26 protein-coding genes are annotated in these 25,208 nt (G+C 45.4%); 14 read left to right on the top strand and 12 right to left on the bottom strand.

Annotated elements, in window-relative coordinates:
* The first annotated feature begins 27 nt into the window (after nucleotides 1–27).
* The 5 genes from QZW47_RS06630 to pheS all read left to right on the top strand — a co-directional run bounded on the left by QZW47_RS06630 (nucleotide 28) and on the right by pheS (nucleotide 5,028).
* On the top strand, nucleotides 28–708 hold the full coding sequence (locus QZW47_RS06630) for a hypothetical protein (protein WP_293125323.1): 681 nt from the start codon (nucleotides 28–30) through the stop codon (nucleotides 706–708).
* A gap of 22 nt (nucleotides 709–730) precedes the next feature.
* Nucleotides 731–964 (top strand): hypothetical protein, encoded by a 234-nt coding sequence (locus QZW47_RS06625; protein ID WP_293125321.1) that lies wholly within the window; start codon nucleotides 731–733, stop codon nucleotides 962–964.
* A complete protein-coding gene (locus QZW47_RS06620; protein ID WP_293125319.1) occupies nucleotides 961–1,731 on the top strand; it encodes a glycosyltransferase in 771 nt (256 codons plus the stop codon). The genes QZW47_RS06625 and QZW47_RS06620 overlap by 4 nt, the downstream gene beginning before the upstream one ends.
* Before the next feature lie 257 nt (nucleotides 1,732–1,988).
* Nucleotides 1,989–3,689, top strand: a complete 1,701-nt coding sequence (locus tag QZW47_RS06615) for a sulfotransferase (protein WP_293125317.1) — start codon at nucleotides 1,989–1,991, stop codon at nucleotides 3,687–3,689.
* A gap of 334 nt (nucleotides 3,690–4,023) precedes the next feature.
* Entirely contained in the window at nucleotides 4,024–5,028 is a 1,005-nt protein-coding gene (gene pheS, locus QZW47_RS06610; protein ID WP_293125315.1) for a phenylalanine--tRNA ligase subunit alpha, read from the top strand.
* 520 nt (nucleotides 5,029–5,548) lie between these two features.
* On the opposite strand, the gene QZW47_RS06605 is transcribed toward pheS, so the two are convergent.
* Nucleotides 5,549–5,995, bottom strand: a complete 447-nt coding sequence (locus QZW47_RS06605) for a hypothetical protein (protein ID WP_293125313.1) — start codon at nucleotides 5,993–5,995, stop codon at nucleotides 5,549–5,551.
* A 752-nt stretch (nucleotides 5,996–6,747) separates the two neighbouring features.
* Here QZW47_RS06605 and QZW47_RS06600 point away from each other — a divergent pair.
* Nucleotides 6,748–7,701: an SH3 domain-containing protein gene (locus QZW47_RS06600; RefSeq protein WP_293125311.1), complete on the top strand. Its 954-nt coding sequence runs from the start codon at nucleotides 6,748–6,750 to the stop codon at nucleotides 7,699–7,701.
* A 272-nt stretch (nucleotides 7,702–7,973) separates the two neighbouring features.
* Here the strand turns inward: QZW47_RS06600 and QZW47_RS06595 are convergent, their stop codons facing one another.
* The 6 genes from QZW47_RS06595 to groES form a co-directional block, all read right to left on the bottom strand.
* Nucleotides 7,974–8,402: a hypothetical protein gene (locus QZW47_RS06595; RefSeq protein WP_293125309.1), complete on the bottom strand. Its 429-nt coding sequence runs from the start codon at nucleotides 8,400–8,402 to the stop codon at nucleotides 7,974–7,976.
* 123 nt (nucleotides 8,403–8,525) lie between these two features.
* Nucleotides 8,526–8,876 (bottom strand): hypothetical protein, encoded by a 351-nt coding sequence (locus QZW47_RS06590; protein ID WP_293125307.1) that lies wholly within the window; start codon nucleotides 8,874–8,876, stop codon nucleotides 8,526–8,528.
* A gap of 28 nt (nucleotides 8,877–8,904) precedes the next feature.
* Nucleotides 8,905–9,285 (bottom strand): hypothetical protein, encoded by a 381-nt coding sequence (locus QZW47_RS06585; protein WP_293125305.1) that lies wholly within the window; start codon nucleotides 9,283–9,285, stop codon nucleotides 8,905–8,907.
* 177 nt (nucleotides 9,286–9,462) lie between these two features.
* Complete coding sequence (locus QZW47_RS06580) at nucleotides 9,463–9,825, bottom strand: hypothetical protein (RefSeq protein WP_293125303.1); 363 nt, start codon at nucleotides 9,823–9,825, stop codon at nucleotides 9,463–9,465.
* Between the two features lie 199 nt (nucleotides 9,826–10,024).
* The gene (gene groL, locus QZW47_RS06575) at nucleotides 10,025–11,662 is read right to left on the bottom strand and encodes a chaperonin GroEL (RefSeq protein WP_293125301.1); all 1,638 of its coding nucleotides are present in this window, start codon (nucleotides 11,660–11,662) and stop codon (nucleotides 10,025–10,027) included.
* Nucleotides 11,663–11,798: 136 nt separating this feature from the next.
* A complete protein-coding gene (gene groES, locus QZW47_RS06570) occupies nucleotides 11,799–12,110 on the bottom strand; it encodes a co-chaperone GroES (RefSeq protein WP_194008182.1) in 312 nt (103 codons plus the stop codon).
* A 348-nt stretch (nucleotides 12,111–12,458) separates the two neighbouring features.
* Between groES and QZW47_RS06565 the strand changes: the two genes are divergently transcribed.
* Nucleotides 12,459–12,899, top strand: coding sequence for a ferredoxin (locus QZW47_RS06565; protein WP_293125298.1), 441 nt, complete (start codon nucleotides 12,459–12,461; stop codon nucleotides 12,897–12,899).
* A gap of 46 nt (nucleotides 12,900–12,945) precedes the next feature.
* On the opposite strand, the gene QZW47_RS06560 is transcribed toward QZW47_RS06565, so the two are convergent.
* Nucleotides 12,946–13,134 carry a hypothetical protein gene (locus QZW47_RS06560; RefSeq protein WP_293125296.1) on the bottom strand — a complete coding sequence of 63 codons (189 nt, stop codon included), beginning with the start codon at nucleotides 13,132–13,134 and terminating at the stop codon, nucleotides 12,946–12,948.
* Between the two features lie 414 nt (nucleotides 13,135–13,548).
* Between QZW47_RS06560 and QZW47_RS06555 the strand changes: the two genes are divergently transcribed.
* From QZW47_RS06555 to QZW47_RS06525, 7 genes are all read left to right on the top strand, one after another.
* A complete protein-coding gene (locus tag QZW47_RS06555) occupies nucleotides 13,549–14,196 on the top strand; it encodes a response regulator transcription factor (protein WP_293125294.1) in 648 nt (215 codons plus the stop codon).
* 723 nt (nucleotides 14,197–14,919) lie between these two features.
* Entirely contained in the window at nucleotides 14,920–15,441 is a 522-nt protein-coding gene (locus tag QZW47_RS06550) for an NYN domain-containing protein (protein WP_006633075.1), read from the top strand.
* A gap of 469 nt (nucleotides 15,442–15,910) precedes the next feature.
* Entirely contained in the window at nucleotides 15,911–17,533 is a 1,623-nt protein-coding gene (locus tag QZW47_RS06545) for a 2-isopropylmalate synthase (protein ID WP_293125271.1), read from the top strand.
* An 88-nt stretch (nucleotides 17,534–17,621) separates the two neighbouring features.
* Nucleotides 17,622–18,335: a hypothetical protein gene (locus QZW47_RS06540; protein WP_293125269.1), complete on the top strand. Its 714-nt coding sequence runs from the start codon at nucleotides 17,622–17,624 to the stop codon at nucleotides 18,333–18,335.
* A gap of 80 nt (nucleotides 18,336–18,415) precedes the next feature.
* Nucleotides 18,416–19,216 carry a class I SAM-dependent methyltransferase gene (locus QZW47_RS06535; RefSeq protein WP_293125267.1) on the top strand — a complete coding sequence of 267 codons (801 nt, stop codon included), beginning with the start codon at nucleotides 18,416–18,418 and terminating at the stop codon, nucleotides 19,214–19,216.
* Between the two features lie 337 nt (nucleotides 19,217–19,553).
* Entirely contained in the window at nucleotides 19,554–19,850 is a 297-nt protein-coding gene (locus QZW47_RS06530; RefSeq protein WP_293125265.1) for an antitoxin family protein, read from the top strand.
* Entirely contained in the window at nucleotides 19,844–20,224 is a 381-nt protein-coding gene (locus tag QZW47_RS06525; protein WP_293125263.1) for a type II toxin-antitoxin system VapC family toxin, read from the top strand. The genes QZW47_RS06530 and QZW47_RS06525 overlap by 7 nt, the downstream gene beginning before the upstream one ends.
* 236 nt (nucleotides 20,225–20,460) lie before the next feature.
* Here QZW47_RS06525 and hisC read toward each other — a convergent pair whose 3' ends face one another.
* The 4 genes from hisC to QZW47_RS06505 form a co-directional block, all read right to left on the bottom strand.
* Nucleotides 20,461–21,507 carry a histidinol-phosphate transaminase gene (gene hisC / locus QZW47_RS06520; RefSeq protein WP_293125261.1) on the bottom strand — a complete coding sequence of 349 codons (1,047 nt, stop codon included), beginning with the start codon at nucleotides 21,505–21,507 and terminating at the stop codon, nucleotides 20,461–20,463.
* Between the two features lie 39 nt (nucleotides 21,508–21,546).
* A complete protein-coding gene (locus QZW47_RS06515; protein WP_293125259.1) occupies nucleotides 21,547–22,263 on the bottom strand; it encodes a glycerophosphodiester phosphodiesterase family protein in 717 nt (238 codons plus the stop codon).
* A 58-nt stretch (nucleotides 22,264–22,321) separates the two neighbouring features.
* Nucleotides 22,322–23,173, bottom strand: coding sequence for an alpha/beta hydrolase (locus QZW47_RS06510; RefSeq protein ID WP_293125257.1), 852 nt, complete (start codon nucleotides 23,171–23,173; stop codon nucleotides 22,322–22,324).
* A gap of 713 nt (nucleotides 23,174–23,886) precedes the next feature.
* A complete protein-coding gene (locus QZW47_RS06505) occupies nucleotides 23,887–25,176 on the bottom strand; it encodes an esterase-like activity of phytase family protein (protein WP_293125256.1) in 1,290 nt (429 codons plus the stop codon).
* Between the last annotated feature and the right edge of the window lie 32 nt (nucleotides 25,177–25,208).

The following is a 25,208-nucleotide window of genomic DNA, read 5'->3' as shown; positions in this document are numbered from 1 at the left end:
GACAAAGGCAGTAATAAAATAAACTTTGTGGGATTTGATACTTTCAAACACAAAACTACTCATATGCACACCCTCACTAAAGATGAATTTCATTTAGAGGCAGAGCCTTTCCTTCGGAAAATTTTTGTGAACGACAATCCCTTTAACGAACCTTTCTCATCACAGGTGATAGGACGCACAATTATCTATCCTTGTGAAGATGAAAATGACCTTCTAATAATTCAAGCACTCATTAACGCAGCAGTAAATTTAGGTGATACTGGCTGCTATATCTCACTAATATCGATAGGATGCCCAGAGTATGGACCCGCTCACTGTTATATCCCATTATCAGAGTTTCTTGAGGGCTACGCTGGAACAGAAGAAGATCAGCTAATTGGGCCGAGATTGGATATAAATCCTTATGAGTTAGATAGTGTTATCTATTCATCCCAAGGTAAGTGGGGATTGATGAGATCGCATGAACGTTTTGGATTGCTGGGTGGGCCTCCAGAGTTTATCGAAGAGATTCGAGGATCTGTCCCGGATTTAGACAAGCAGGTGTATGGTTTTTTTGAGCGTTTGCGATTACTTCTGGTAGATTGTGATGTGAATCCCCCCGATATCACTCGAAATAAATGGTTGCCAACGTTGTTAACCCATGTATATGGGGCTGAAGTCGCTGAAAAGTTGTTGGAGGAGGAGACTAGACTATTAGAGAGAATGTGACGGCTGAGGATTACTGATGTAGATGGGGGTAACTAATTACACCTATGACAAAAACAATCAGTTGACTGCTGCTAACAATTCTAATAGTAATCAGCCGAATGAAGCTTTCAGTTACGATCGCCCATTGCTTCTCATCCAAAGCGCCCGATCGCACAATCCATTCCTTCCAACCTCTGCTAACATCAGATTTAACCCAAAAACATCAAAGCTGTTTACCGAAAGTGCGATCGCCCGACGGCTTAGAAATCCCCAATGACCTCCCCAATCTCCATTATTACCACCACCTACAACCGAGAACAATACCTCAGCGCCGCCATAGAAAGCGTTCTCGCCCAAACCTACCCCAACTTTGAACTGATAATTTGGGACGACGGCTCGATCGACTCTAGCCTCACCATCGCCCGCAAATACGCACAGCAAGACACGCGAATTCAAGTAATCGCCGCCCCCCACCAAGGCCGAGGAATCGCCCTCAAAACCGCTCACACAATCTGCAAAGGAACATACATCGGCTGGCTGGATAGCGACGACTTGCTCGCACCCACCGCCCTCCAAGAAACCGCAGCCGTATTAGACGCACAGCCAGAAATTGGCGCAGTCTACACCGACTATCTAATGATTAATGAAAAAACTCAAGTAAAAAAACTGGGACACCGCAGCCAAATACCCTACTCTCCAGACAGGCTGTTAGTAGACTTCATGACCTTTCACTTTCGCCTGTTTCGCCACGAATTATATCATCAAATAGGCGGCATTAATTCCGAATACAACCGCGCTGAAGATTACGATTTCTGTTTGCGACTATCCGAAGTTACCCAATTCTATCACCTCAACAAACCCCTTTACTACTACCGCCAACATTCCCAGCATACAGTTCAACAGCAACTAGACCAAATTCTTGAATCTCAGTCAGCTATTGCACAAGCGCTGGAAAGACGGGGGTTGAGCGAGAGATTTGAATTAGAAGTAGATATCGTTAGTCGATTTTTTCTGTACAAACGCCAGAATAAAAAAATAAGTTAAATATTCGATTCGGCGGTTGAAACCGCAACTATACATACAATGTCCGCCGGACGCGGACTAAGAAATAATACCATTTATTAAAATTGTTGCTAAACTAGAAATATTAAGTTTGTTTTGTTAGTTTTTCAGGTGCGTCGAGAAAGAGATTGCCTGTCTAATTTAGGGATTTTCAACCTATCCGCACCCTACGGTTACTGCGATTGCTTCACGCGGACGTTCGCAATGACAAGAAAGCGTTAACCCAAGCGTATTGATACATGACTCCCATTTCTATTGTGATGATTGTCTACAACCGAGAACGCTACCTCAGGGCGGCCATAGAAAGCGTTCTCGCTCAAACCTATCCCAACTTTGAATTCTTGATTTGGGACGATGGTTCCACAGATAGCTCTCTCAATATAGCCCGCAGCTACGCCAAACTCGACTCCAGAATCAAAGTCCTCGCCGCCGAACACCGAGGGTTCAGCTATTCCCTAAAAGCTGCCATTAGAGAAACTGCATTTCCCTACTTCGGCTGTGTGGATAGTGACGATTTGCTCGCCCCGAAAGCAATCGCAGAAACAGTCTCTATTTTAGATGCAAATCCTCAAGTTGGACTTGTTTACACCAACTATTTACTGATAGACGAAAACGACTGCGTTAGCGGTGAAGGTGAACTGTGCAAAATCCCCTATTCCCCAGAACAACTGTTAGTAGATCCGATGGTTTTTCACTTCCGCCTGATTCGCCGTTCGGTTTACAATAGTTGCGGTGGTATTGACCTAGAATTTGCCAGTGCTGCGGATTATGAATTGTGCTTGCGGCTGAGCGAAGTTACTGAAATTAGAAAACTCAACAAACCGCTTTACTATTATCGCATCCACCAGCAAAATATTTCTCGCCAGCATCGGGTCGAGCAGATATTATTATGCCATGCGGCTGTCGAACAGGCGCTCGTCCGTCGCAAACTTGACGATAAATTGGAGTTGGGAGTGGAGTTGGTCGGTCAATTTCGCTTGCGTCCCAAGCAAGTCGATCGCAAAATTGATAATATCAGATTTTTGGGCGATCGCTCAAATTCACCCAGCAGCCCATCAACCGCATCAAGTCCAATTTTTATCATCGGCGCCGAACGTTCGGGGACAACTCTCCTGCGCTTAATGCTCACAGCGCATTCAGATATCTGCATTCCCCCTGAAAGTCTTTTCTTTGTCGCCCTGGAGTCGAAATACGGCACTGTCAGCGACTTAAGACCTCAAATCGAAGATTTTTTAAATGACCTTTACAATAACAATTTTCACCGATTTGGGGAGTGGAATTTTGACCGAGAGCTTTTATTAAATAACTTGACAAACAACCAGCAGTTGAGTTACGTTCAAGCAGTTTATACAGTTTATCAAACTTACCGCCAGCAGTTCGATCCGACAGCTTCGATTTGGGGAGACAAGAATCCTTTTCACATTTATCAATTAGGGAAAATCAGGAGATATTTTCCGGGAGTTAAGGTGATTCTGATTGTGCGAGATTTTCGGGATTGTTACAATTCTGTCAAAAAATTAGTAGCAAAAAAACAGGAAAGGGGCGAAGTGTGGCCGGGGCTAAAAACGGTAGAAGAACTGACGCACCAGTGGAATCAAGTTGTGAAAATTATTGAAAAGTATCATCAAAAGTGGGAGCAGTTTTATTTGGTTTATTACGAAGATTTGGTGAGGGAGCCGTCAGTACAGTTGGCTAAAATTTGCAAGTGGTTGGGAGTAGATTTTCAGGAGTCGATGCTGGAATTTTATCACAAGAATGCTGCTGAAGGTTTAGTTCCGCCCAGTCAAATAATGTGGCATCCGAATACTTTAGAGCCGGTGGGAATTAAGGGAATTAATGCTTGGAAAGATGAGTTGAGTTTGGCGGAGTTGGAAACTATTGAGTTGATGAATTGGCAGAATTTGGAAAAGCTGGGATATAAATGCAGTTCATTATTTTAGCCGGAATCTTGATGAGCGTGTGTTATCGAATTTGACGATCGCCCGATCGATCGCAAAAATGCTCTCGGTACAAGCAGTAGCAACGATCGCCTCCAATACAAATTACGATCGGAGATTCCTGGGAGTATAACCTTGTCACAAATAGATGCTGCGATTGCTTCGTTCCTCGCAATGACCACACCTAACCCAAGTGTGTTGAACGATCGCCCGCAGCGTCGCTCCTCCCCTGTTCGTTCTAAAATCTACCATTCAGTCATACCAAAATTGCGCTAAACTCAACTTGGCCCAAAACTGCCATCAATCTAAAATCTAAAATCTAAAATCTAAAATCAAGATGACTGTCCAACTAAGCGACATTGAAACTCAACTAGAAAGCCTGGGCCAAGAGTCCAAAAGTGCGATCGCAACTGCGAATACCCTCGAACAACTCGAACAGTTGCGCGTCGGCTACCTCGGCAAAAAAGGTCAACTCTCTCAAATTTTAGGCATGATGGGCAAACTTTCGGCAGATCAGCGGCCGAAAGTAGGCGCGATCGCCAATACTGTAAAAGAAGCCCTACAAGCCGACTTAGAAGACAAGCGCGCCGCCCTCCAAACCGCTCAAATTAAAGTCAAATTAGCCTCAGAAACCCTTGATGTTACCATGCCGGGGATTTTTCGCCCCCAAGGCAGAATTCACCCCTTAAACGCCGTCATAGACCGCGCTCTGGATATCTTTGTCGGTCTCGGCTACACCGTCGCCAACGGCCCGGAAATGGAAACCGATTATTACAACTTCGAGGCGCTCAACACTCCGCCCGACCACCCGGCGCGGGATATGCAAGATACATTTTATCTGCCCGGTGGCGACTTGCTGCGGACTCAGACATCATCGGTGCAAATTCGCTACATGGAAGAGCACAAACCGCCGATTCGGATTGTGTCTCCGGGCCGCGTTTACCGCCGCGATACTGTTGATGCTACTCACGCGGCAGTTTTCCATCAAATTGAACTTTTGGCAATTGGTGAAAATCTGACATTTACTGACTTGAAAGGTACAATTAAAGAGTTTTTGCGCCAAATGTTCGGGCAAGATTTGCCGATTCGTTTCCGCACGAGTTACTTTCCGTTTACAGAACCTTCTGCTGAAGTTGATTTGCAGTGGAACGGTAAATGGCTGGAAGTTTTGGGCTGCGGCGCTGTCGATCCGAATGTTCTTCAAGGAGTCGGTTTAGATCCCGAAAAGTATACTGGGTTTGCGGCGGGTTTTGGGGTGGAGCGGTTCGCTATGGTACTTTATGAAATTGACGATATTCGCCGGGTTTATGCTAGCGATTTGCGCTTTTTGCGACAGTTTTAAGTAATTCTTGGCGATCTGTTTTACGATTAGTCTGTGGCTTGCTGTCAATTTGGCTCAGTATAATCATTTGCGATCGTTCAGATTAGGCGAAAAAACCAGAGTATCATCTGCCAACTGAACGATCTTATTGGTTTGTAGTGAGGACTTCAGTCCGCAAGAAAGAAGGACTAAAGTCCTTACTACGAACCTCTAAGAAGGACTAAAGTCCTTACTACGAACCTCTAAGAAGGACTAAAGTCCTTACTACGAACCTTTAAGAAGGACTAAAGTCCTTACTACGAACCTTTAAGAAGGACTAAAGTCCTTACTACGAACCTCTAAGAAGGACTAAAGTCTTCACTACGAACCTCTAAGAAGGACTAAAGTCCTCACTACGAACCTCTAAGAAGGACTAAAGTCCTTACTACGAACCTCTAAGAAGGACTAAAGTCCTCACTACGAACCTCTAAGAAGGACTAAAGTCCTTACTACGAACCTGTTTTTTGGTGGTGGAGCGAGGGAACTCGATCTGATTTCTTGTCTACTTGCTAAAGGCATCCTTGATGCCGTCAACAGCGCGCTCTACAGCATTCTTTGTGTTATCTACTGCTTTCTGAGTGCGAGCTGAATCTTCCTCTGCTCTTTTCTCGATCGTGGCTGCATCTTTCTTGGCTTTGCGCTCTACTACACTACCATCTTCTGATGCTCGATCGACTTTAGCAGCATTTTTCTTAGCTGTTTCCTTCACCTTCTCTTCTGTATCTCGGATGAAATTCTTGGCTCGTCCCGCATCTGTGCTGGCTTTGTCTTGAACTTTATCTCCCAAATCTGCTGCTGCGATCGAGCTTACAGCAGGAGAGGCTATTGCTGCGGTGTTCGAGAAAAACGCACCCTGCCACACAAAGGCCATCGCTGACACGCAAAGCACAGTTGCAGCTAGATAGCGCCCGACAGTCGAAAGCCGTTTGGTAAAATAATTCAGTTTCATAGAATACAATATGAGAGATTACATCCTATTTCTACTCGATTTGGGCGATCGGCTAAACCATTCTCTAGATAGAGCTTATCCAGTCACGACTTCTGATAAAAAATCCGTCTTTTGATAGATTGAAGCAAGGAAAGCGAGTCTATTTTATATTTTAGAGTTCGACTTAGCTCAGTCGAACGATTTTAAATTTTAGATTTGACTCCACAGCCGAGATTTTGGGATTCAACACTTTATTTTAGATTTGTTATTGGCGGTTCAACAATTGACTCCGCAGCCGCGATTAGGGGAATTCAATTAATGCTAGCAATTTGCGCTCTTTGGGGTAATTTTAATTAAGGTGCGATCGCCTCTGGCAAGATTGAAACTCTTGATGTTTGACTCTAGACTCTCCGACTCTCGGCTTCCCCCGCTCTAGGATAACGAACAATTTACTAGAAAGAATTGGAACCAAGCGAATCCCTGTAAGCGAGAAATTAAAATCAGACTATTGATGAGTCCAATCCTCTTGGTTCCAGGTAGAGCTAGCCCTCATCCCTTCAACTTTGCTCTTCTGTCAACCGTCAACTGAATCAATGGCGCAGCAGCTTAATTTTTCCGCGCTTAAATCTCTAAAATATTAATTTATAAAACAAAAATTGACTTACGCGCAGTATTGTGTTAATTACAGAATTTTCTGGAAGACAAATCAATTTTTTTGCTATATTGACCTGCAATAAAGATAATGGTTTTGATTAGATTGAGGAGTTGAACGGATGAAAAATTTGAGTAGCTGGAACAAACCCGCTGCATTGCTGGGCGCGATCGCGATCGTAGCCGGAAGTTTGCAGGCGACTGCGATCGGTGTTGCCACCCCACCAACATCCACTACCAGTCAGGATGCTGAAAATATTTCCTTTGAAGATAGCGCCACCTTTCAAATAGCCCAGGCTGACACCCTTTGCCGCAAAGTCACTCCCAAAGAAGGTTTGACGGTTCGCCAGAACCCAGACCCCAAATCCCCTAGAGTTGGCGGTGTAGCAATGAATACTCAGGTAACGCTGTTCCAAGGCGCTACTTCTGTTAAAGCCTCCGACGGCCGCCTCTGGATTCAAATTACCGCTCCCGTAAAGGGGTATGTAGCTACCGGATACCCCAACAACGAGGCTAATTTAGGTTCGTGCACAATTAGTCAAGCTCCTTCCCCAAGTCCAGCACCAGCACCAGCACCAGCACCTGCACCAGCACCTGCACCAGCACCTGCACCTGCACCGACACCGGCACCGACGCCGCGTCCAAGTCCTGCACCGACACCGGCACCAGCACCGACACCAGCACCGGCACCAGCACCGGCACCAGCACCGACACCGGCACCAGCACCGACACCAGCACCGACACCAGCACCGACACCAGCACCGACACCAGCACCAGCACCAGCACCGACACCAGCACCAGCACCAGCGCCAGCACCAGCGCCAGCGCCTGCAACAGGCCCTGTAAGCCTGTGCCGCCAAGTAGAACCTCGCGTAGCGCCGAAGGGTCTAGCCATCCGCGCGGAGCCTTCAAAGACTGCTGCGGTTAAAGGTGGCGTACCGGCTAACGGTCAAGTGACGCTTGTGCCGAATTTCCAGTTAGTGAAAGACAAGAATGGAGAAGACCGCAATTGGGTTGAGATTTCAGCCCCTGTACCCGGATTCATCTCGGCTGGAAACTTGATCATGTGCAAGTAAACTAAGAAGTTTGATCGGTTTGTAGTGAGAACTTCAGTCCTCTCAATCGGCTTTAAGTCAATTATGACTAAAGTCCTTACTACAAACCAATTAAATACAGTACGATCGCCCGCCCCGCCCAAGAGGCTGTGGAGGGGCCGAGGCTACGCCAGAATTTGAAGCTAGTGCTTGTTCCCGCGTTCCTTGATATGGTTGTGCTATCAAATGTGGTTCGTAGTGAGGACTTTAGTCCGCATTTAAGAAGGACTAAAGTCCTCACTACAAACCTAATTTTACACACAGCGCCCGCTTGCCCAATTTTGGTGTCCGCGATTTGGTTGACATTGCGATTGTCGGCCAATCCAGACAATTTCCCATTTATTTTGCGTGAGTTTTAGCTCGATGCGATGTCGCATTCCGGCCACAGAATCGTCAGCTAAACCGATGACCGTTTGAACAATTACGGCGGTGTCTCGCGTGGGATATTCGACTGAAATTTGGTCGCTTTTTCGACCTTCAGATTCTGTGTCGCGGCTAAAGAGTTTGGCTGCGATATCTTTGGGGTTGGAAACGTTGATTTTGCGATCGGCAATGAACTGCTTGGCGTTAATTGTTTCGTAGCCCGATCGACTTGCAGGCTGCGCCAGTGCTACAATCGGAATTTGGATGCAGGCGAACACAGCTAGAAAAAAGAGCGATCGAGCCAGAGTAGATTTATTCATGAGACTTCAGCTTGTGCGAGAAATTTTTGTCTCCTTGATGCGAAAGCTGCCATTTCTGCCTCGGTTACTTGGGTTTGCTGCCATGAGGGACGGGCTAGGAGTCGATCGCACCAAGCTTTAATTTTAGGATAACCCTCTCGCGTGAACACCAACCCAAGACATCGAAGGCACAACAGTTCCAGCAACGCAATCAGCTAAAGTCAAATCGCTGCTACCGAAAAAAGGGCGTGAATCGTCCAACAAACCCTCAAAAAATTTCAGCACAGTAATTCCTTGAGGCGGTTCAATTAGAGTATAGGCAAATGTTTTAAGTAATTCTCGCGTTTCATCAGGAATTTTTTCCCAAGGACTTTCAATTATTACAGCTAAAGTGTTTGCTTTTTGAGCCAGTTCCCACAACCGTGAAGCGCTGGGCGTGCGGGGCTGAAATATCTGCCGAATTTCACTGGGGCTAATTGTGATGGTGGTTGACATTGGCCTGACCTCTTAATAATTCGGATAATTATTGGCTCATTGTCAATTCCTGACGCACAGATGCGGTAATTGCATCTATCAGGAACAATCGCTCACTCACTGATAATTTGAGTGATAATTTCACTAATGCTTGAAAAGATAAGTCTTTTGAATTTTCGGAAGATGTATCATTCGCATCTAGCGAAAGATTGTCATGAGAACTTAAATGCCTGACTGAACTGTTCTGATCTAAAGTTTTTGTTATGTCTCTGCATAGAAGCTCTAAAAACTTAATATCGTTGCCTAGATCGGCAGCCTCATCTTCATCCTCATCTACATCTTCAATGACTTGCAGACGTTCTTGATAGGCATTGATTTGATGCTCAATGGCTTCTATAATAAACCTTAAATCTTTAAATGATAGATTCATGTTAGTTACCTTGCCACCAATAAATAAATACTTACTCGCCCAACTTTAACTAAAAACGCCCAAAACCCAGACGATTTTTTTAATAATTCAGGTAACACGATCTAAAAAATAATCCCAGGTAGTATTAATTATATTAGTAGGTTGGGTTTCCCTAGCGAAACCCAACCTACTACCAACTTATTCTAGTTTGAACAATGTCCCTATAAGTTGAAGTGCCTTTTTGTATTGCTCTAGAAGCATGGGTCTGCTTGGCTGGAATAACCAATGACCGGCACGGTCATTCACTAATTCCAGTTCTGGTGGAATCTCACTGCCGAGGTCTAATCTCCACCAATTTTTTCCTGAGCCTGGAGTCTCAAAAGTTGATATTCCTTCCGATCGAGACATTCCTCCTGGCAAGCTTTCTGCTTCTAAATTAAGCTTAACCCATAATTCACCTTGCTGTTCATAAACGGTAATATCTTTATTGGGTCTGACATGATCCATTCTAGGTGAGCTAGCATTCCCCTGTCGATAAAAGGAAACAGTTGTTTTAGCCATATTAACATTCCTCGCGAGTTTTAACATCAACGCAGTATTAGGCCCTTGGGTATGACCGCGTTTTGAATAAAAGGAATGGAGGGGTATAGATTGAGCGTTTAGTTAATCTCGCTGTTAAAGTTATGCCTATGCTAAGAACCGTTACCAAAATAACAGGGCGGGCCCTAAAGCCCGCCCCACAAGAACGATCGACTATCGATTAATAATCGAAGTCGCCGCCGCCCATGCCGCCGCCGCCAGCAGCAGCGCCTTCTTTGGGTTCAGGCTTGTCAACGACGATACACTCGGTTGTCAGCACCATGCCGGCAATAGATGCAGCATTTTGCAGAGCAGAACGAGTTACCTTTGCAGGGTCAACGATACCAGCTTCAAACATATCGACAAACTCATTTGTCGCTGCGTTGAAACCAACGTTGAACGGCTTTTCTTTGACGCGCTCAGCAATCACAGCGCCATTCAAACCAGCGTTTTCAGCAATCCGCTTCAGAGGAGCAGCCAGAGCCCGTGCCACAATCAAAGCACCGGTCAATTCTTCGCCCTTGAGATTGGCGTTCGCCCACTCTTCCAATTGAGGAGTCAGGTGAGCCAAAGTTGTACCGCCGCCGGGGACAATGCCTTCTTCGACAGCAGCTTTGGTGGCGTTGATGGCATCTTCAAGACGCAGTTTGCGATCCTTCATTTCGGTTTCGGTAGCTGCGCCGACTTTGATGACTGCGACGCCGCCAGCCAATTTGGCCAAACGTTCTTGCAGTTTTTCTTTGTCGTAGGAAGATTCGGTTTCGTCCATTTGACGGCGAATTTGTTCGCAGCGGGACTTAACGGCGACTTCGTTACCTTCGGCAACAATTGTGGTGCTGTCTTTGGTGATGGTGATGCGGCGGGCTTTGCCGATCATGTCGAGCTTGGTGTTTTCGAGTTTCAAGCCGGCGTCTTCGGTGATTAGTTGACCGCCGGTCAATACGGCGATATCTTCTAACATGGCTTTGCGTCGATCGCCAAAACCAGGTGCTTTTACAGCAGTCACGTTCAACACACCGCGCAGTTTGTTGACAACGAGAGTAGCTAGAGCTTCTTTCTCAATGTCTTCTGCAATGATCAACAGCGGGCGGCCGGAACGAGCTACTTGTTCGAGCACTGGTACTAAGTCTTGTACCAAGCCGATTTTCTTGTCTGTCAACAAGATGAAGGGTTCTTCTAGAATCGCTTCCATCCGTTCGGTGTCAGTGACGAAGTAGGGAGAAATGTAGCCTTTGTCGAAGCGCATCCCTTCGGTGATTTCGAGTTCGGTGGTCATAGACTTCCCTTCTTCTAGGGAAATTACGCCTTCCTTGCCCACTTTGTCCATTGCGTTAGCAATCATTTGGCCGACTTCATCGTCGTTACCGGCAGAGATGGAGCCTACTTGAGCGATGGATTTAGAATCTTCTACTTGTTTGGCGTGTTCGGCAATTTTTTCGACCAAAAAGCCGGTTGCTTTGTCTACACCGCGCTTGAGGGCGATCGCATTGGCGCCGGCTGCTACGTTCCGCAGGCCTTCTTTGACCATGGCGTGAGCCAAAACGGTAGCTGTTGTGGTGCCGTCGCCTGCTGCGTCGTTGGTTTTGGAGGCGGCTTGACGGATCAAGGCAACGCCTGTATTTTCTACGTGGTCTTCAAGTTCGATTTCTTTGGCGATGGTTACGCCGTCATTGACGATTTGAGGAGCTCCGAATTTCTTTTCGAGAACGACGTTGCGTCCTTTGGGGCCGAGGGTAACGGCGACTGCTTCGGCGAGAATGTCCATACCGCGTTCGAGGGCGCGACGTGCATTTTCGTTATAGATGATGCGCTTAGCCATAGTTTTTGGGGATGAGAGGGTTTGAGATTTTTGATTGGGGAGGGATGGCGGTCATTTGTCCTTTGTCATTAGTTTTTTTGCGTTGCTCGCGATCGAACTAATGACTGATGACTAATGACTAATGACTAATGATTAATTAGTTGACGATCGCCAGAATATCTTTTTCGGCTAACAAGACGTATTCATCGGTGCCGAGTTTGATGTCGGTACCGGCATACTTCGAGTAGAGAACTTTGTCGCCGACTTTGACTTCCATTTCAACGCGCTTGCCGTCGTCGTTGCGCTTGCCGGGGCCCACGGCCGCGACTTCACCTACTTGGGGCTTTTCCTTAGCTGTGTCGGGTAGAAGGATGCCGCCGGCGGTTTTTTCTTCGCTAGCGCTTACTTTTACGAACACGCGCTCGCCTAGCGGTTTAACGGTAGAAACACTCAGTGATACTGCTGCCATAAATAAATCTCCAGATTACAGATCCTAGTCAGTTAGCCGTCAGTGGTCGCGATGAAAGCAACGGCTGACTGCTTACACTGACATATTAGCACTCTCGACTCCTGAGTGCTAATTTAGCTTTAGTAAGGGGCGATCGCAACTTATCTGTCTGTACGGGTTCCCGAACCGAGGATGAGGGTTCAACAGTTGACAGTTGACAGTTGACAGTTGACAGTTGGGAGATTGGAGGAGATTAGGGGAGATAGGGGGAGATTGGGAGAGATTGGGAGAGATTGGGAGAGAGGGGGAGAGGGGGAGAGGGGTGATGAGTTTCGATCGCTAATTAATTATTGTTAACGAATGAATAAAATGTTTGAAAATAAATCTGAAAATAACAACGATGAATCTTGCAGCCAAGGCTTGAGCGCTTGCGTTCAAAGCCTGGGAATAGATCGAATCGAGCGACATATTTTTATCTGTGCCGACCAAACCGTGCCCAAGTGTTGCGATCGAGAAAGCAGTCTGGTGGCTTGGAATTACTTAAAAAAACGCTTGCAAGAATTGGGGTTGGACAAGCCAAAAGCCGATCGGCCAACTTGCATTTTTCGGACTAAAGCTAACTGCCTGCGAGTGTGCGCGTCGGGCCCTATTATGGTAGTCTACCCAGACGGAGTGTGGTACCGCGATGTTACGCCCCCCGTCATCGAGAGAATTATTCAAGAACATCTGATCGGCCAGGAGGTGGTTGAAGAATACGCTTTTTTAACTCATCCTTTGCCGGAGCCTGCTGAGGCGAAAGCAGATATTTAACTATAGCGCGGTGAAAAAGCACAGCAGGATAAGTAAGGTGTTAGGTTTAAGACGGTAAAGTAGAGAGCGTGAGCGCGTTGGGCGATCGCACCTGTGGTTCGATCGAACAACTGTACTCTCCTGCCTGTTTCTGGTAGTCTTGCTTGTCGCTGTGTGTTTTTTTTAGGAGGTGTATCGAAGCAGTTCGATCGCGATCTGGCGAGAGTTTACCGAAAAGTTTCTCAGTAGCAGACATCCGGCAGTTTGCCAAACTACACTAGAAATAGTTAAATACGTAAGTAGGGAGCCTGCTTAAATTTCTCTATATCAGAAGTATCATTTAAAACCGGGGCATCAACTTGCAATTGAACCGATCGAGATTAAATATTTAACTTGGGCTCGGGAGCGTGAGTCTTCCATCAATCAAGGCCGATCGTGACAGGCGATCGTCCATTACAGGTTTTGGCTCCGTTCCAGGTCGCAAGACATTCACAAACGGGCATCGAACACTGGTTGGGAAGCGGTAACACCCGCCCCGCTTTCCCCTCACCGCCATCCCTTCACCCCACCGCCGTCCTCAACTCCCAACCAACCGGGCTGACACTGGACTGACGGAAAAAACAGGAGTGAAAAACAAGGAATTGTGCGGGATACTCTAGCGGGAAGAAACATGAAGGACAATAATTCAGGAGAGCAAAAACGGCTGATGCTGGTTGACGACGACCCGAACTTGATCTTGCTAGTCAAGGATTACTTAGAGTTTCGGGGCTACAACGTCATCACAGCAGAAAACGGCAGACACGCTCTAGAAAAACTCGAACAAGAAGTCCCCGATTTGATCATCTGTGATGTGATGATGCCGGAAATGGACGGGTACACTTTAGTCAAACACATCAGGGAAGACCCGCGCACGAGTTGGATTCCGGTTCTTTTCTTGTCCGCCAAAGGTCAAAGTTCCGATCGAGTAAAAGGGTTGAGCACTGGAGCTGATGTTTATATAGTTAAACCTTTTGAACCCGAAGAACTGGTAGCCCAAGTAGAATCTTCTCTGAAAGCAGCGTCCCGCTTGATTCGTCACTCAAATCCAGGTATTGAGAGCGGCCCGAAAATTAAGGCGCGCCGCAATGTCGAATTGACTCCCACTGAGTTAAAGGTGGTACAGTTGCTAGCGCAGGGTATGGCAAACCGCCAGATCGCAGACGTGATGAATGTCAGCCAGCGCACTATAGAGAGCCACGTTAGCAATATGCTGGGCAAAACAGGTCTGCACAACCGGACAGAGCTAGCTCGCTGGGCCCTGGAAAGCAAAAAGGCTTGAGTTTAGGCTCTAGCGCTGTGAAATTAGGGGAGAAAAAGATACTGCAATCCGATTCGGTATGCTTGCTGGGCGATAGGGTGGTTGGCGTGGTAGTTTCGATCCCCATTAAGCTTGACCGAAAAACGAGGCGCAAGCCCCGTCCTTTTAAGGCTGGGGTCTAGCCGATTAGCGACTTCAGTCGCCTTGGAGCGAGTGCGCGGCTTCAGCCACAGTGGTAAAATCCAGAGGTGAGTAAGAATAACCATCTACGTGTTGAATCAACCTAGTGCGGAGAAATCCCGGCAACCGAGATATCTGGCACGCTAACCCAGAATACTTAAAGGGCAAATAAAGGCAGGTTGAGGAGCGTACCTATCTGGCAAGAGTGATGGACTCGGAAAACAAACAAATAAAAAGTAAGCCCAATAGCCACAAGCTTGAGGGTCTAGAGGGATATTTGAATGTCCCACTGTCGCCCTTTTGGGTGGGCCCGAATCCCCGTCGCTTTAGCCCTGGGGAGGTTCAAACCACAGCCTCTACCGAGTTACTGAGAGTCGGGTTTTTGAAGGTTGGTCGATCGAATCCAAGCACCCCTAAAAGAGCCCTCTGGCGGTAGAGGCAAAAATATGAAATACTGGGGGGATGGAGTTTTCTGAAGTTTAATCTATTGCCTCAGTTAGCTCCATATTGCTAAAATGTGATATTTAGATTAACTTCTTTCTACAATTATTAGGTCTAAGTTCTATGACAAACTTAATGAACCGCCTTTCTATTTTTGTGGACGGGAACAATATGTTCTACGCTCAACAAAAGAACGGCTGGTTTTTTGATCCACGCAGGGTGCTCGAATATTTCAAAACTTCGCAGCCAAATGTCATCTTGATCAATGCTTTCTGGTATACGGGTTTGAAAGACCCCCAAGATCAAAGGGGATTTCGAGATGCTTTGATCAGCCTGGGTTATACGGTTCGCACTAAGATTCTTAAGGAATATTACGATGATGCTTCCGGCAGATATTCTCAAAAGGCTAATTTAGACATAGAAATTGTGGTTGATATGTTTAATACGGTAGATCAGTACGACCAAGTTGTGCTATTTAGCGGGGATGGCGATTTTGAGAGGGCTATAGAGCTACTGCGATCGAAAAATACTCACATTACTGTGGTATCCACCGAAGGAATGATTGCTAGAGAATTGCGAAATGCTACTGATAGGTATATAGACCTAAATGAAATTCGGGAACATATCGAGAAAATGGATTATTAGTCAGTTGTCAGTTGTCAGTTGTCAGTTGACAGAAGAGCCCGCCCGCGGAGTCGAGGGGTTGACAGCTTGCGCGCTCGCGACTTGCCCGCCCGCGAAGTCGAGGGGAGTCGAAGAGTTGACAGTTGACAGAAGAGCCCGCCCGCGGAGTCGAGGGGTTGACAGTTGACAGTTGACAGTTGACAGGGAAGCGTTCCTATTTCATTAGTCATTAGTCATTAGTTATCGGTTATGGGTTATGGGCGCGAAACAGAAGACTGGTGCGATCGCCCAAAATACAGATACAAGTTTCCGACTCCTGTCGCGAGCAGCGAAAAATTTTAGACCAAAGTTCAAACTCCTAGATGAATCTGTGAACTAAATCTAAAATCTAAAATCTAAAATCTAAAATCTAAAATAGATGGACTCACTGGGAGCTCGCGTACCCAGAAAAACGGACAAGTAAAAATCAGGAAAATACTTTTGTAGAGCTATGAAAACTCAACCAAGTCAAGACCGGATTATTATTTTCGATACGACTTTGCGGGACGGAGAACAATCTCCGGGTGCATCTCTGAATGTGGATGAAAAACTGACTATCGCCCGTCAGTTAGCGAGATTGGGCGTGGATGTGATTGAAGCGGGTTTCCCTTTTACCAGCACGGGAGATTTTGAAGCTGTTCAAAAAATAGCCCGATCGGTTGGCACGGAAGATGGGCCGACAATTTGCGGTTTGGCAAGGGCGAGACAACAAGATATTAAAACAGCAGCGGAAGCTCTGAAACCAGCCGTAAATGCGCGAATTCATACGTTTCTAGCGACATCAGACATTCACTTGCAATATAAGCTGAAAAAGACTCGGGCTGAGATTCTGGAAATTGTGCCCGAAATGGTGGCCTACGCTAAGTCTTTTGTGGATGATGTGGAGTTTTCGCCCGAAGATGCTTGTCGTTCGGAACCGGAGTTTTTGTATCAGGTTCTGGAACGGGCGATCGCCGCCGGTGCAACTACTGTTAATATTCCCGATACTGTGGGCTACACGACTCCCAGCGAGTATGGCGATTTGATTCGGGGAATTAAGGAAAATGTGCCGAATATCGATCGCGCAATTATTTCGGTTCACGGTCACAATGATTTAGGATTGGCCGTTGCTAACTTTTTGGAAGCTGTGAAAAATGGCGCCAGACAGTTGGAATGCACGATTAACGGCATTGGCGAACGGGCGGGAAATGCCGCTTTGGAAGAGTTGGTAATGGCGCTTTACGTCCGGCGTCAATATTATAATCCGTTCTTGGGCCGATCTGCGGATTCTGACGAACCGCTGACAAATATTGACTCGCGCCAAATTTACAAAACATCGCGCTTGGTTTCCAATTTAACGGGGATGTTGGTGCAGCCAAATAAGGCGATTGTCGGCGCTAATGCTTTCGCCCACGAGTCGGGAATTCATCAAGACGGAGTGCTGAAAAATAAGCGGACATACGAGATTATGGACGCTGAGTCGATCGGCTTAACCGAAAATCAAATCATCTTGGGTAAATTATCCGGCCGCCATGCTTTTCAAACTCGCTTGAAAGAGTTGGGTTTTGAAATGGCTGATGATGAGCTAAATAAGGCTTTTGTCAAGTTTAAGGATTTAGCTGACAAGAAAAAAGAGATTACCGATTGGGATTTGGAGGCGATCGCCAATAATGAAGTCCACCAAGCACCGGAACTGTTCCGGTTAGAATTGGTACAGGTTTCCTGTGGCGACAAATCGCGGCCGACAGCCACCGTCACCGTGCGGAATCCGGCAGGGGAAGAATTGAGCGATGCTGCGATCGGTACTGGGCCTGTAGATGCGATTTACAGGGCGATTAACCGCGTGGTAAATGTACCGAATGAGTTGATCGAGTTTTCGGTACAATCGGTGACAGGAGGCATAGATGCGATCGGCGAAGTGACAATTCGCTTGCGTCACGAAGGCAAAGTATTTTCTGGGCACTCGGCAAATACCGACATTATTGTAGCCTCCGCAGAAGCATACATCAGCGCCTTAAATCGGCTGTATGTGTCATTGCAGCAAGAATATACTGCTGGTAAGACATCGAAAGTAGCAACAGTAGCTCAATCTTAAATTTCCAATTCTTTACCAGTTTTCAGTTGATTTGTAGGGCGGGCTTTGCTCGCCCTACTGCTGTAAAAGTACCGGGAGATGAGGGAAAATGGGTAAATTTTGGGTACATTTATTGTTGTCGATCGCAGCAATTTTGAGTTACGGTTTAGTTGGAGCGCCAGATGCTGCTAAGGCTCAGAGCGAACCTCAACCTGCTGGACAGACTGTGACGATAACTGAGCCCAATCCAATAGTCAAACCTACTGACTGGGCTTACCTAAGCTTAAAACTCGTGGCGGCAAAATTCAACTGCCTTTCTCAAACAAGTCTCTTACCAACTTATTTTATTACACATGACATAGAGATAACACGCTACAAATTTGCAAGGGCTTTATTCGATTGTTTATCTGAACTTAGTAAGATTATACGGACGACAGATCAAAAAACACAAACTATCAAAAGGGAAGACTTAGAACCTTTACAAAAACTGCAAGAAGAATTTGCGGCTGAACTTTCTGTAATACAGTCAACTCGCAGTCATCAACCCACTCCCACTCCAAGGAGACCCATTCAACCGAGCGATCCTATTTACAAACAACTACAGTTAGCTATCAAAGAATACGACTGCGCGCCAGAAACTAAAAATAGCAATTACGATCTTGGCAACAAAGAATTGAAAACCGAAGAATTTGTAGCAATTTTAAAAGGTTGTTTACAGCGAGTTAATCAATCAATGTTATCTGACACAAGAAAGTGGAAGCTACCAGAGTTAGAACCTCTGGTTAAATTAGAGTCAGAATTTTATTCGGAGCTTTATGACTGATAAAAAGATTCATCTTGAGAAGATACGAATAAGTTACAACTAATCCCCGTCAATCGAATACACAACAAATAGTCAATAAAATGCAAGAAGAAACCTTAAAAAAAGAGCGAGAATTCCATGATGCTTGGGCATCCACAATCGACGTTGACGGCATTCGAGTTAACGATTACTTTGAAGCTTGCACCGCCCCAGAAAATAGATTTATCCTCAAACAAATGGGCGATATCACGGGCAAACGGCTGTTAGACTTAGGCTGTGGCGCCGGAGAAAACAGCGTTTATTTTGCTAAAAAAGGCGCTCATTGCGTGGCAGCAGACTATTCTCAGGGCATGGTAGATGTGGCGCTGAAATTGGCAGAAAAAAACGGCGTTACCATAGAAGGTTGCACTGTCAATGCAATGGCACTAGATTTCCCCGACAACAGTTTCGATATTGTTTACGCTTCTAATTTGCTGCACCATTTGCCGGAACCAGAGAAGGCAATTCGCGAAATGCAGCGCGTGTTGAAACCCGGTGGCAAAGCTTGTTTTTGGGACCCGATGAAGCACAATCCGGTGATTAATGTTTACCGCCGGATGGCGACTGAGGTGCGGACTGAGGATGAAACTCCTTTGGATATTAATATTGTCAAGTTCGTCGAGTCTTTGTTTTCGGAGACGGCTTACGATACGTTTTGGATAACGTCGCTGTGGATTTTTTTACGCTTTTATTTGATTGAAAAAGTGCATCCGAATGATGAGCGTTATTGGAAGAAGATTATTCTTGAAGAAGAGAGATTGAAACCGGAATATTCTCGATTAGAAGGGTTGGATGGGTTTTTGAAGAAGTTGCCTTTGATGAAGCGGTTGGCTTGGAATTTGGCTGTGGTGGCAACGAAGTAAGACGATTTTAGTGGTAGGGTGCGTCAGTTTTGAGGTTATCGCATCAGCGTCGAAAGTATAATTCTGACGCACCATTTGTTCCCGGTGCGTCAGTCGTGAGATTGTTTGTTTGTCGCAAAAATAATCGTAACTGACGCACCCTACTTCAAGTGGTAGGGTGCGTCAGTTTTAAAATTTCAAATCAGCGCGGAAAGTATGATTCTGACGCACCATTTGTTGTGAGGTGCGTCAGTCGTGAGATTGTTTGTTTGTATCGTAAATAATCGTAACTGACGCACCCTACTGAAGACTATAAAAGAAGTACAATAAGTCTAAGCATTTAATTAAGAGGCCAATTATGCCAGAAACTATTACTGCTATCTACGAAAACGGGGTTTTTCGTCCTTTAACTTCTGTGTCTTTCCAAGATGGGGAAACTGTGCAGATTCAACTCTGGGCTGACGATCCAAAAAAGCAGGCAGAATTGGCAATCCAGTTTTTAGTCGATCGAGGATTGGTGACTCCACTACCTAACACTCCCCAGAATGTCGAGGCTGTAACTGATGATGATGTGTATGAATTGGCTAAAAAGTTAGGGGCAAAATCGGGCAAGCCTCTGTCTGAAATGATTATCGAGGATCGCGGGCCGTGGTAAACATTTATTTTTTGGATAGCAGCGCTCTCATCAAAAGATATGTGGTTGAAATTGGCAGCCCTTGGATCAAGACTCTCACGGATTCCCAGACGGGTAATTCGCTGCTTCTCGTGCGCATCACCTGGGTGGAAGTTCTTAGTGCTTTTGCACGAAGACAGCGTGAAGGCGGTATAAATGCTGCGGAAGTTGCTGCACTTATTCAAAAGTTTCGCTCTGAATTCAATAGTCGGTATAGAGTTATTGAAGTTGATGAGGCACTGGTTGAAAGGGCGGGTGAACTGATTGTTCAATATCCACTGCGGGCTTATGATGCTGTACAATTGGCATCTGCTTTGCGGGTTCAATCTGTTTTAAGATCAATGCCAGAAACTTAACTAATTTTTGTTTCGGCGGATAATCGATTGCTGAATATTGCTCAGTCGGCTGGTTTGGCGATCGACAATCCTAATAATTATCCGTAATCAAATGGTTTATCGTGAGGAATTCGAGTTATGGGATGGATGCGGACTGAAGTCCGAACGATCGAACCTGTTTAATTTTTGGGGGTTGAATCTTCGGATGGATGCGGACTGAAGTCCTCACTACGAACCTGTATATATTGCTGGGTTATTTAGAGGATTTCTTTCAAAATTGTAACTAATATTTGATTTTGTTCTTCTGTACCTACACTAATCCGCAATTTGTCTTCTAATCGCGGTTGATTGAAGTATCGAATCAATATTCCCCGTTCTTTCAGTATTTGATAAATCCTTTCTGCATCGCCGTTGGGCGGCCTAACTAACAAAAAGTTGGTTTGCGATGGCCAAACTTCAAAGCCTAATTCCTTGAATACAACGGCTAGTTTGGCTCTGGAAGCCTTGATTTTTTCGGCGTTGGCTGTTTTGTGGTCTGGATCTGCGATCGCCCCCGCCGCCACCGCATACGCTACAGCATCCACATTATAACTGTCTTTAATTTTATTTAATTCCGCCAGCAGGAACGGATTTGCTATGGCAAAACCTAACCTCAATCCTGCTAACGAATAGCCTTTGGAAAGCGTCCTCAAAACTATAACATTACTATACTTTTGTGTCAACTCCAAAGCATTATTTTCTGCGAAATCTACATAAGCTTCATCAATGACCAGAATACCAGATAAATTTTGAGCTAATTGCTCCAAATCGGCAACAGATATGGCGGTTCCCGACGGACTGTTTGGCGAAGCTACAAATGTCACAGCACCTCTAGCTGCTATTAGCAAATCAACGGGTAACTTGTAGTCGTCTGGATAGGGAACTTCGACAAATTCTGCATCTTGAATTTCTGCCAGAGTTCGGTACAATACATAGGTAGGTGCGGGACAAACAATCGGTTTACCAGCTTCCCCCACAGCGCGAACTATCAAGTTTAATAAATCGTCGCTGCCGTTACCTACCGCAATCCAATCGTCAGGAACTCCCAAAGCTTTACTAGCGGCGATGCGGAAACTTTTGCCAGTTGGATCTGGATAGCGCCGCAGCATTTCAGGGTCGATTTCCTGAAGCACCTTTAAGGCTTTCGGAGAAGGCGGATAGGGATTTTCGTTAGAATTTAATTTAATAATTTTTGTGCCTATCGGTGGCTGTTCTCCCGGCACATAACCAGACATTTCATGGATGTTTTGGCGAAAGTAATTCATCTATTATCTGCGTTAATCTGCGTTAATCTGCGGTTAAAACTATCCTATCAAACAATTAGTGACAATTCGAGTAATACCTAAATCAATCAACTTTTGCATATCTGCTGGATCGTCCACCGTCCACGCCACAATGTCAACTCCTTGATTGCGGGTTTCTTGAATTAGTGCGGGGTTTTCCAATAAAACACGATAGAGGCTGCTAATCAAGTTATCGCGATGGGTAATGGCTTGAGACAATTGAGTTTTATATGCTTCTAGATTAGCAACAATGTGTCCGATCGCCAAATCGCCATCTAACCGCCGCACTTGTGCCAAAAATTTCTCGCTAAACGAGGTAATAACGCATTTTTCTTGAATTCCTGCACCTCGCAAAGTCTTGACAAAATCCGCAACTTCTGCATCCGACCATTCGCAGTGCGGCTTGACATCAAAGTAGAGAAATTTGTCAACATTCTTGAGGATAGCTAAGGCTTCTGTGAGGGTAGGGATTTTTTCGGCTGAAAATTCATCGCCAAACCATTTACCAGCATTGAGTGTCTGCAATTGAGACAGGCTTGTTTCCCTGACTTTACCCGAAACTCCGGTGATTCTCTCCAGGGTGGCGTCGTGGAAAATTACGGGCACGCTGTCGGCGGATAGTTGGATGTCAAATTCGATCGAATTGGCTCCACGGGCGATCGCCCTGGAAAAAGCTGCTAAAGTGTTCTCAGGGGCGATCGCCGAAAATCCTCGATGTGCGATAATTTCTAAATTCATTCTGGGTAGTAACGAATGCGAATCCTTTGTGCAAGTCTTAAGAGGACTGAAGTCCTCACTATGAACGGCTATCTAAAAATTCTGCCACAGTTTGATTGAAAGTTTGCGGTTGAGTCAAAAAACACCAGTGATTCCCCGGTACTTTGACAATTGTCAGATTTTGCAAGTATGTTTTGTAGGGCTGCATTTGCCAATCCATGCGATTTACGCCTGTTTCCGGCTGTACGAACAAAGTCGGAATATCAATATTTTCCGTTAAACCGGCAACTTCCATCACTTGGGCAAAAATCTGATTTCTGGCGGGAATCGTAAATTTACTTCCCCAACTTCCGTCTGACTTTTGTTCGATGTGGTTTTGAAATATCATTTGCTGCATTTGGCTCCAACCCGCGTATTCTCCCGATTGTTTAGCTGCTGCTTCGGCTTGGGCTAAAGCCACAAACGGGCCCATACATTTGAGACAGTCTAACTTGCGGTAAACAATTGGTAGCGTGAGTTTCATCACAGCGGGCAGCTTGGTGATGAAGATGGGGTCTACTAAAATCATACTCGAAAGGCGATCGACATTCTGTCGCGCCCAGATCAATGCTAGTTTTCCTGTCCAAGAATGTCCGACAATGTGGGCATCTGGCCAGTTAAGGTGTGCCATCAAAGCTTCCAAATCTGCGATCGACCTAGCAAAAGTATAACCCGTTTCCGGTTTGCTGCTCTCTCCGTGGCCGCGCATATCTGGCGCTACAACATGATAGCGATTGGACAAGTAATTGCCCAAACCAGTCCAGACAACCGCACTATCAGCTAAACCGTGCAACAGCAGCAAACGCGGAACATTTTCTATCCTTGTTTGTGAGTTCCATTCTAGATAAGAAAGTTCGATATCTGGTAATTTCAAACCGTGGCGTGCAAACATATAGAAGAAGTTCCGCAACCAATTTTTAAACTAATTCCAGGAATACGCAAAAGGTTTGTAGTGAGGACTTTAGTCCGCATCCATAAATTAGGACTAAAGTCCTCACTACAAACCAAACATCATTATCCTAAATTTTACCTTTCAAGCTAAACAAAAGAATTTGACAACCGATTTATTGACCAATTCCAGGAATACGCAAAAGGTTTGTAGTGAGGACTTTAGTCCGCATCCATAAATTAGGACTAAAGTCCTCACTACAAACCAAACATCATTATCCTAAATTTTACCTTTTAAGCTAAACAAAAGAATTTGACAACCGATTTTTTGACTAATTTCAGGAATACGCAAAAGGTTTGTAGTGAGGACTTTAGTCCGCATCCATAAATTAGGACTAAAGTCCTCACTACAAACCAAACATCATTATCCTAAATTTTACCTTTTAAGCTAAACAAAAGAATTTGACAACCGATTTTTTGACTAATTTCAGGAATACGCAAAAGGTTTGTAGTGAGGACTTTAGTCCGCATCCATAAATTAGGACTAAAGTCCTCACTACAAACCAAACATCATTATCCTAAATTTTACCTTTTAAGCTAAACAAAAGAATTTGACAACCAATTTATTGACCAATTCCAAGCATACGCAAAAAGTTTGTAGTGAGGACTTTAGTCCGCATCCGTCAGAGGACTAAAGTCCTCACTACAAACCTTCTCCTAAATTTTCCCTTTCAAGCTAAACAAAAGAAACTGAGTTTTTTGAGCTTCCTCAAAATTATCGTCACTCACCAAAATCACACTTTGACTGCCATCCGGTAACAGAGGCCCGAGAGTCATCCCCTCCAAATTGTACAGCCCAATTCCGAGTTCGCTCATATCAATCAGCAACTTTTTCCTCACAGGTTCGACCATTGCCATTTGCCCTTTAAAACTCTGGATTCTCGAAGTATCAGTCGCCGCCCCAACCGCTACTTGATAAATCCTAGCGCTGTATCCCGACAGCCCAAAAGAACGCTCCAAACTCAAAAATTGACCGCCGCCGACAGTTACCAATTCTGTTAATCCGTTCAAAACACTCATCGGAACTTGGTCTAGCTTGTAAAGATTTTCTGAGACTAATTGCGGTGTTTTATCGACGATAATATAATGTAAAAGACGGAGTTTGCTTGCCTGTTCCGGGTCTAAATCTTGAATTAACGGCGCCGCTGTCGCTGTAAACAACCGAAACGGATCGAGACCACCCGGACTAAAGGTTTCTGGGTCAATGCTTAAGGATTCAAAACCTAAATTGTCCTGAACTCCTTGTTGCTGTTGTTCATCGTTAATATCGGGAATGTAGCGCTTGGGTATTGGTAAGTTTCCTCGCAATTTCCCGGTGGTGAGGTCAAATTCGCCGACAAAAGGAGGGCTACCTTCGCTGGCGACAAATACGGAATTCCGTGGAGACAATGCGATGCCTTCGGGATTGATGGAATCCCAAGGGAAGGTTTCACCGTCTGCTTTTTTCAGGGAAGTAACGCCTTCAACGGCCACTTTTTTCAAGCGAATATTTGCTGGATCGCTAGATGTGAGGTCGAGTCTGAGACTGTAAAATCTGGCTTCTCCGTTTTCGCTTTTGTCGTCGGAAAGGGCGTAAAAACGATAAGCTTTGGAAGTGACGCCGCTAATACCTTTTGGATCGTAGGTGATTCCTGACAAGCCGCCGACTGGTGCTCCTTCAAAGTTGATTTTTGGCAATTCGTACTCGCCTAAAAAGTCTAAGGAAATTTCAGGAAAAGAGCGGTCTCTAGCAATGGCGGGAGGAGCAGCGCAAGCTGTGCATACAGTTAGCAAAATTAGAGCTAAACTGAATAAGCGCAAAAGGCGTTGGCGAAGCCCGCCCCTACGGGGGCTACGCCAACGAAGAGAATCGCCCAACGCCTTTAACTGTGAATAATTGCTCAGTGCGGTAACTTTTATTTTGTCTATCTTGTTGAACAGTTGGCTTTTGTGCCATCTTTGTGACATAATTTATACCGTTTTGTAAATATGCAAAACTT

The sequence above is a fragment of the Microcoleus sp. bin38.metabat.b11b12b14.051 genome, assembly GCF_013299165.1.
Classification (GTDB): Bacteria; Cyanobacteriota; Cyanobacteriia; order Cyanobacteriales; family Microcoleaceae; genus Microcoleus.
The sequence above is the reverse complement of the archived record's forward strand: the minus strand, read 5'-3'. Positions and strand labels throughout refer to the sequence as shown.

What these genes read in the sequence shown, in the direction of transcription:
- QZW47_RS06625 (WP_293125321.1), top strand. Translation starts at nt 731, where the DNA reads ATGGGGGTAACTAATTACACCTATGACAAAAACAATCAGTTGACTGCT.
- QZW47_RS06620 (WP_293125319.1), top strand. Translation starts at nt 961, where the DNA reads ATGACCTCCCCAATCTCCATTATTACCACCACCTACAACCGAGAACAA.
- QZW47_RS06615 (WP_293125317.1), top strand. Translation starts at nt 1,989, where the DNA reads ATGACTCCCATTTCTATTGTGATGATTGTCTACAACCGAGAACGCTAC.
- pheS (WP_293125315.1), top strand. Translation starts at nt 4,024, where the DNA reads ATGACTGTCCAACTAAGCGACATTGAAACTCAACTAGAAAGCCTGGGC.
- QZW47_RS06605 (WP_293125313.1), bottom strand. Translation starts at nt 5,995, where the DNA reads ATGAAACTGAATTATTTTACCAAACGGCTTTCGACTGTCGGGCGCTAT.
- QZW47_RS06600 (WP_293125311.1), top strand. Translation starts at nt 6,748, where the DNA reads ATGAAAAATTTGAGTAGCTGGAACAAACCCGCTGCATTGCTGGGCGCG.
- QZW47_RS06595 (WP_293125309.1), bottom strand. Translation starts at nt 8,402, where the DNA reads ATGAATAAATCTACTCTGGCTCGATCGCTCTTTTTTCTAGCTGTGTTC.
- QZW47_RS06590 (WP_293125307.1), bottom strand. Translation starts at nt 8,876, where the DNA reads ATGTCAACCACCATCACAATTAGCCCCAGTGAAATTCGGCAGATATTT.
- QZW47_RS06585 (WP_293125305.1), bottom strand. Translation starts at nt 9,285, where the DNA reads ATGAATCTATCATTTAAAGATTTAAGGTTTATTATAGAAGCCATTGAG.
- QZW47_RS06580 (WP_293125303.1), bottom strand. Translation starts at nt 9,825, where the DNA reads ATGGCTAAAACAACTGTTTCCTTTTATCGACAGGGGAATGCTAGCTCA.
- groL (WP_293125301.1), bottom strand. Translation starts at nt 11,662, where the DNA reads ATGGCTAAGCGCATCATCTATAACGAAAATGCACGTCGCGCCCTCGAA.
- groES (WP_194008182.1), bottom strand. Translation starts at nt 12,110, where the DNA reads ATGGCAGCAGTATCACTGAGTGTTTCTACCGTTAAACCGCTAGGCGAG.
- QZW47_RS06565 (WP_293125298.1), top strand. Translation starts at nt 12,459, where the DNA reads ATGTTTGAAAATAAATCTGAAAATAACAACGATGAATCTTGCAGCCAA.
- QZW47_RS06560 (WP_293125296.1), bottom strand. Translation starts at nt 13,134, where the DNA reads ATGTCTGCTACTGAGAAACTTTTCGGTAAACTCTCGCCAGATCGCGAT.
- QZW47_RS06555 (WP_293125294.1), top strand. Translation starts at nt 13,549, where the DNA reads ATGAAGGACAATAATTCAGGAGAGCAAAAACGGCTGATGCTGGTTGAC.
- QZW47_RS06550 (WP_006633075.1), top strand. Translation starts at nt 14,920, where the DNA reads ATGACAAACTTAATGAACCGCCTTTCTATTTTTGTGGACGGGAACAAT.
- QZW47_RS06545 (WP_293125271.1), top strand. Translation starts at nt 15,911, where the DNA reads ATGAAAACTCAACCAAGTCAAGACCGGATTATTATTTTCGATACGACT.
- QZW47_RS06540 (WP_293125269.1), top strand. Translation starts at nt 17,622, where the DNA reads ATGGGTAAATTTTGGGTACATTTATTGTTGTCGATCGCAGCAATTTTG.
- QZW47_RS06535 (WP_293125267.1), top strand. Translation starts at nt 18,416, where the DNA reads ATGCAAGAAGAAACCTTAAAAAAAGAGCGAGAATTCCATGATGCTTGG.
- QZW47_RS06530 (WP_293125265.1), top strand. Translation starts at nt 19,554, where the DNA reads ATGCCAGAAACTATTACTGCTATCTACGAAAACGGGGTTTTTCGTCCT.
- hisC (WP_293125261.1), bottom strand. Translation starts at nt 21,507, where the DNA reads ATGAATTACTTTCGCCAAAACATCCATGAAATGTCTGGTTATGTGCCG.
- QZW47_RS06515 (WP_293125259.1), bottom strand. Translation starts at nt 22,263, where the DNA reads ATGAATTTAGAAATTATCGCACATCGAGGATTTTCGGCGATCGCCCCT.
- QZW47_RS06510 (WP_293125257.1), bottom strand. Translation starts at nt 23,173, where the DNA reads ATGTTTGCACGCCACGGTTTGAAATTACCAGATATCGAACTTTCTTAT.
- QZW47_RS06505 (WP_293125256.1), bottom strand. Translation starts at nt 25,176, where the DNA reads ATGTCACAAAGATGGCACAAAAGCCAACTGTTCAACAAGATAGACAAA.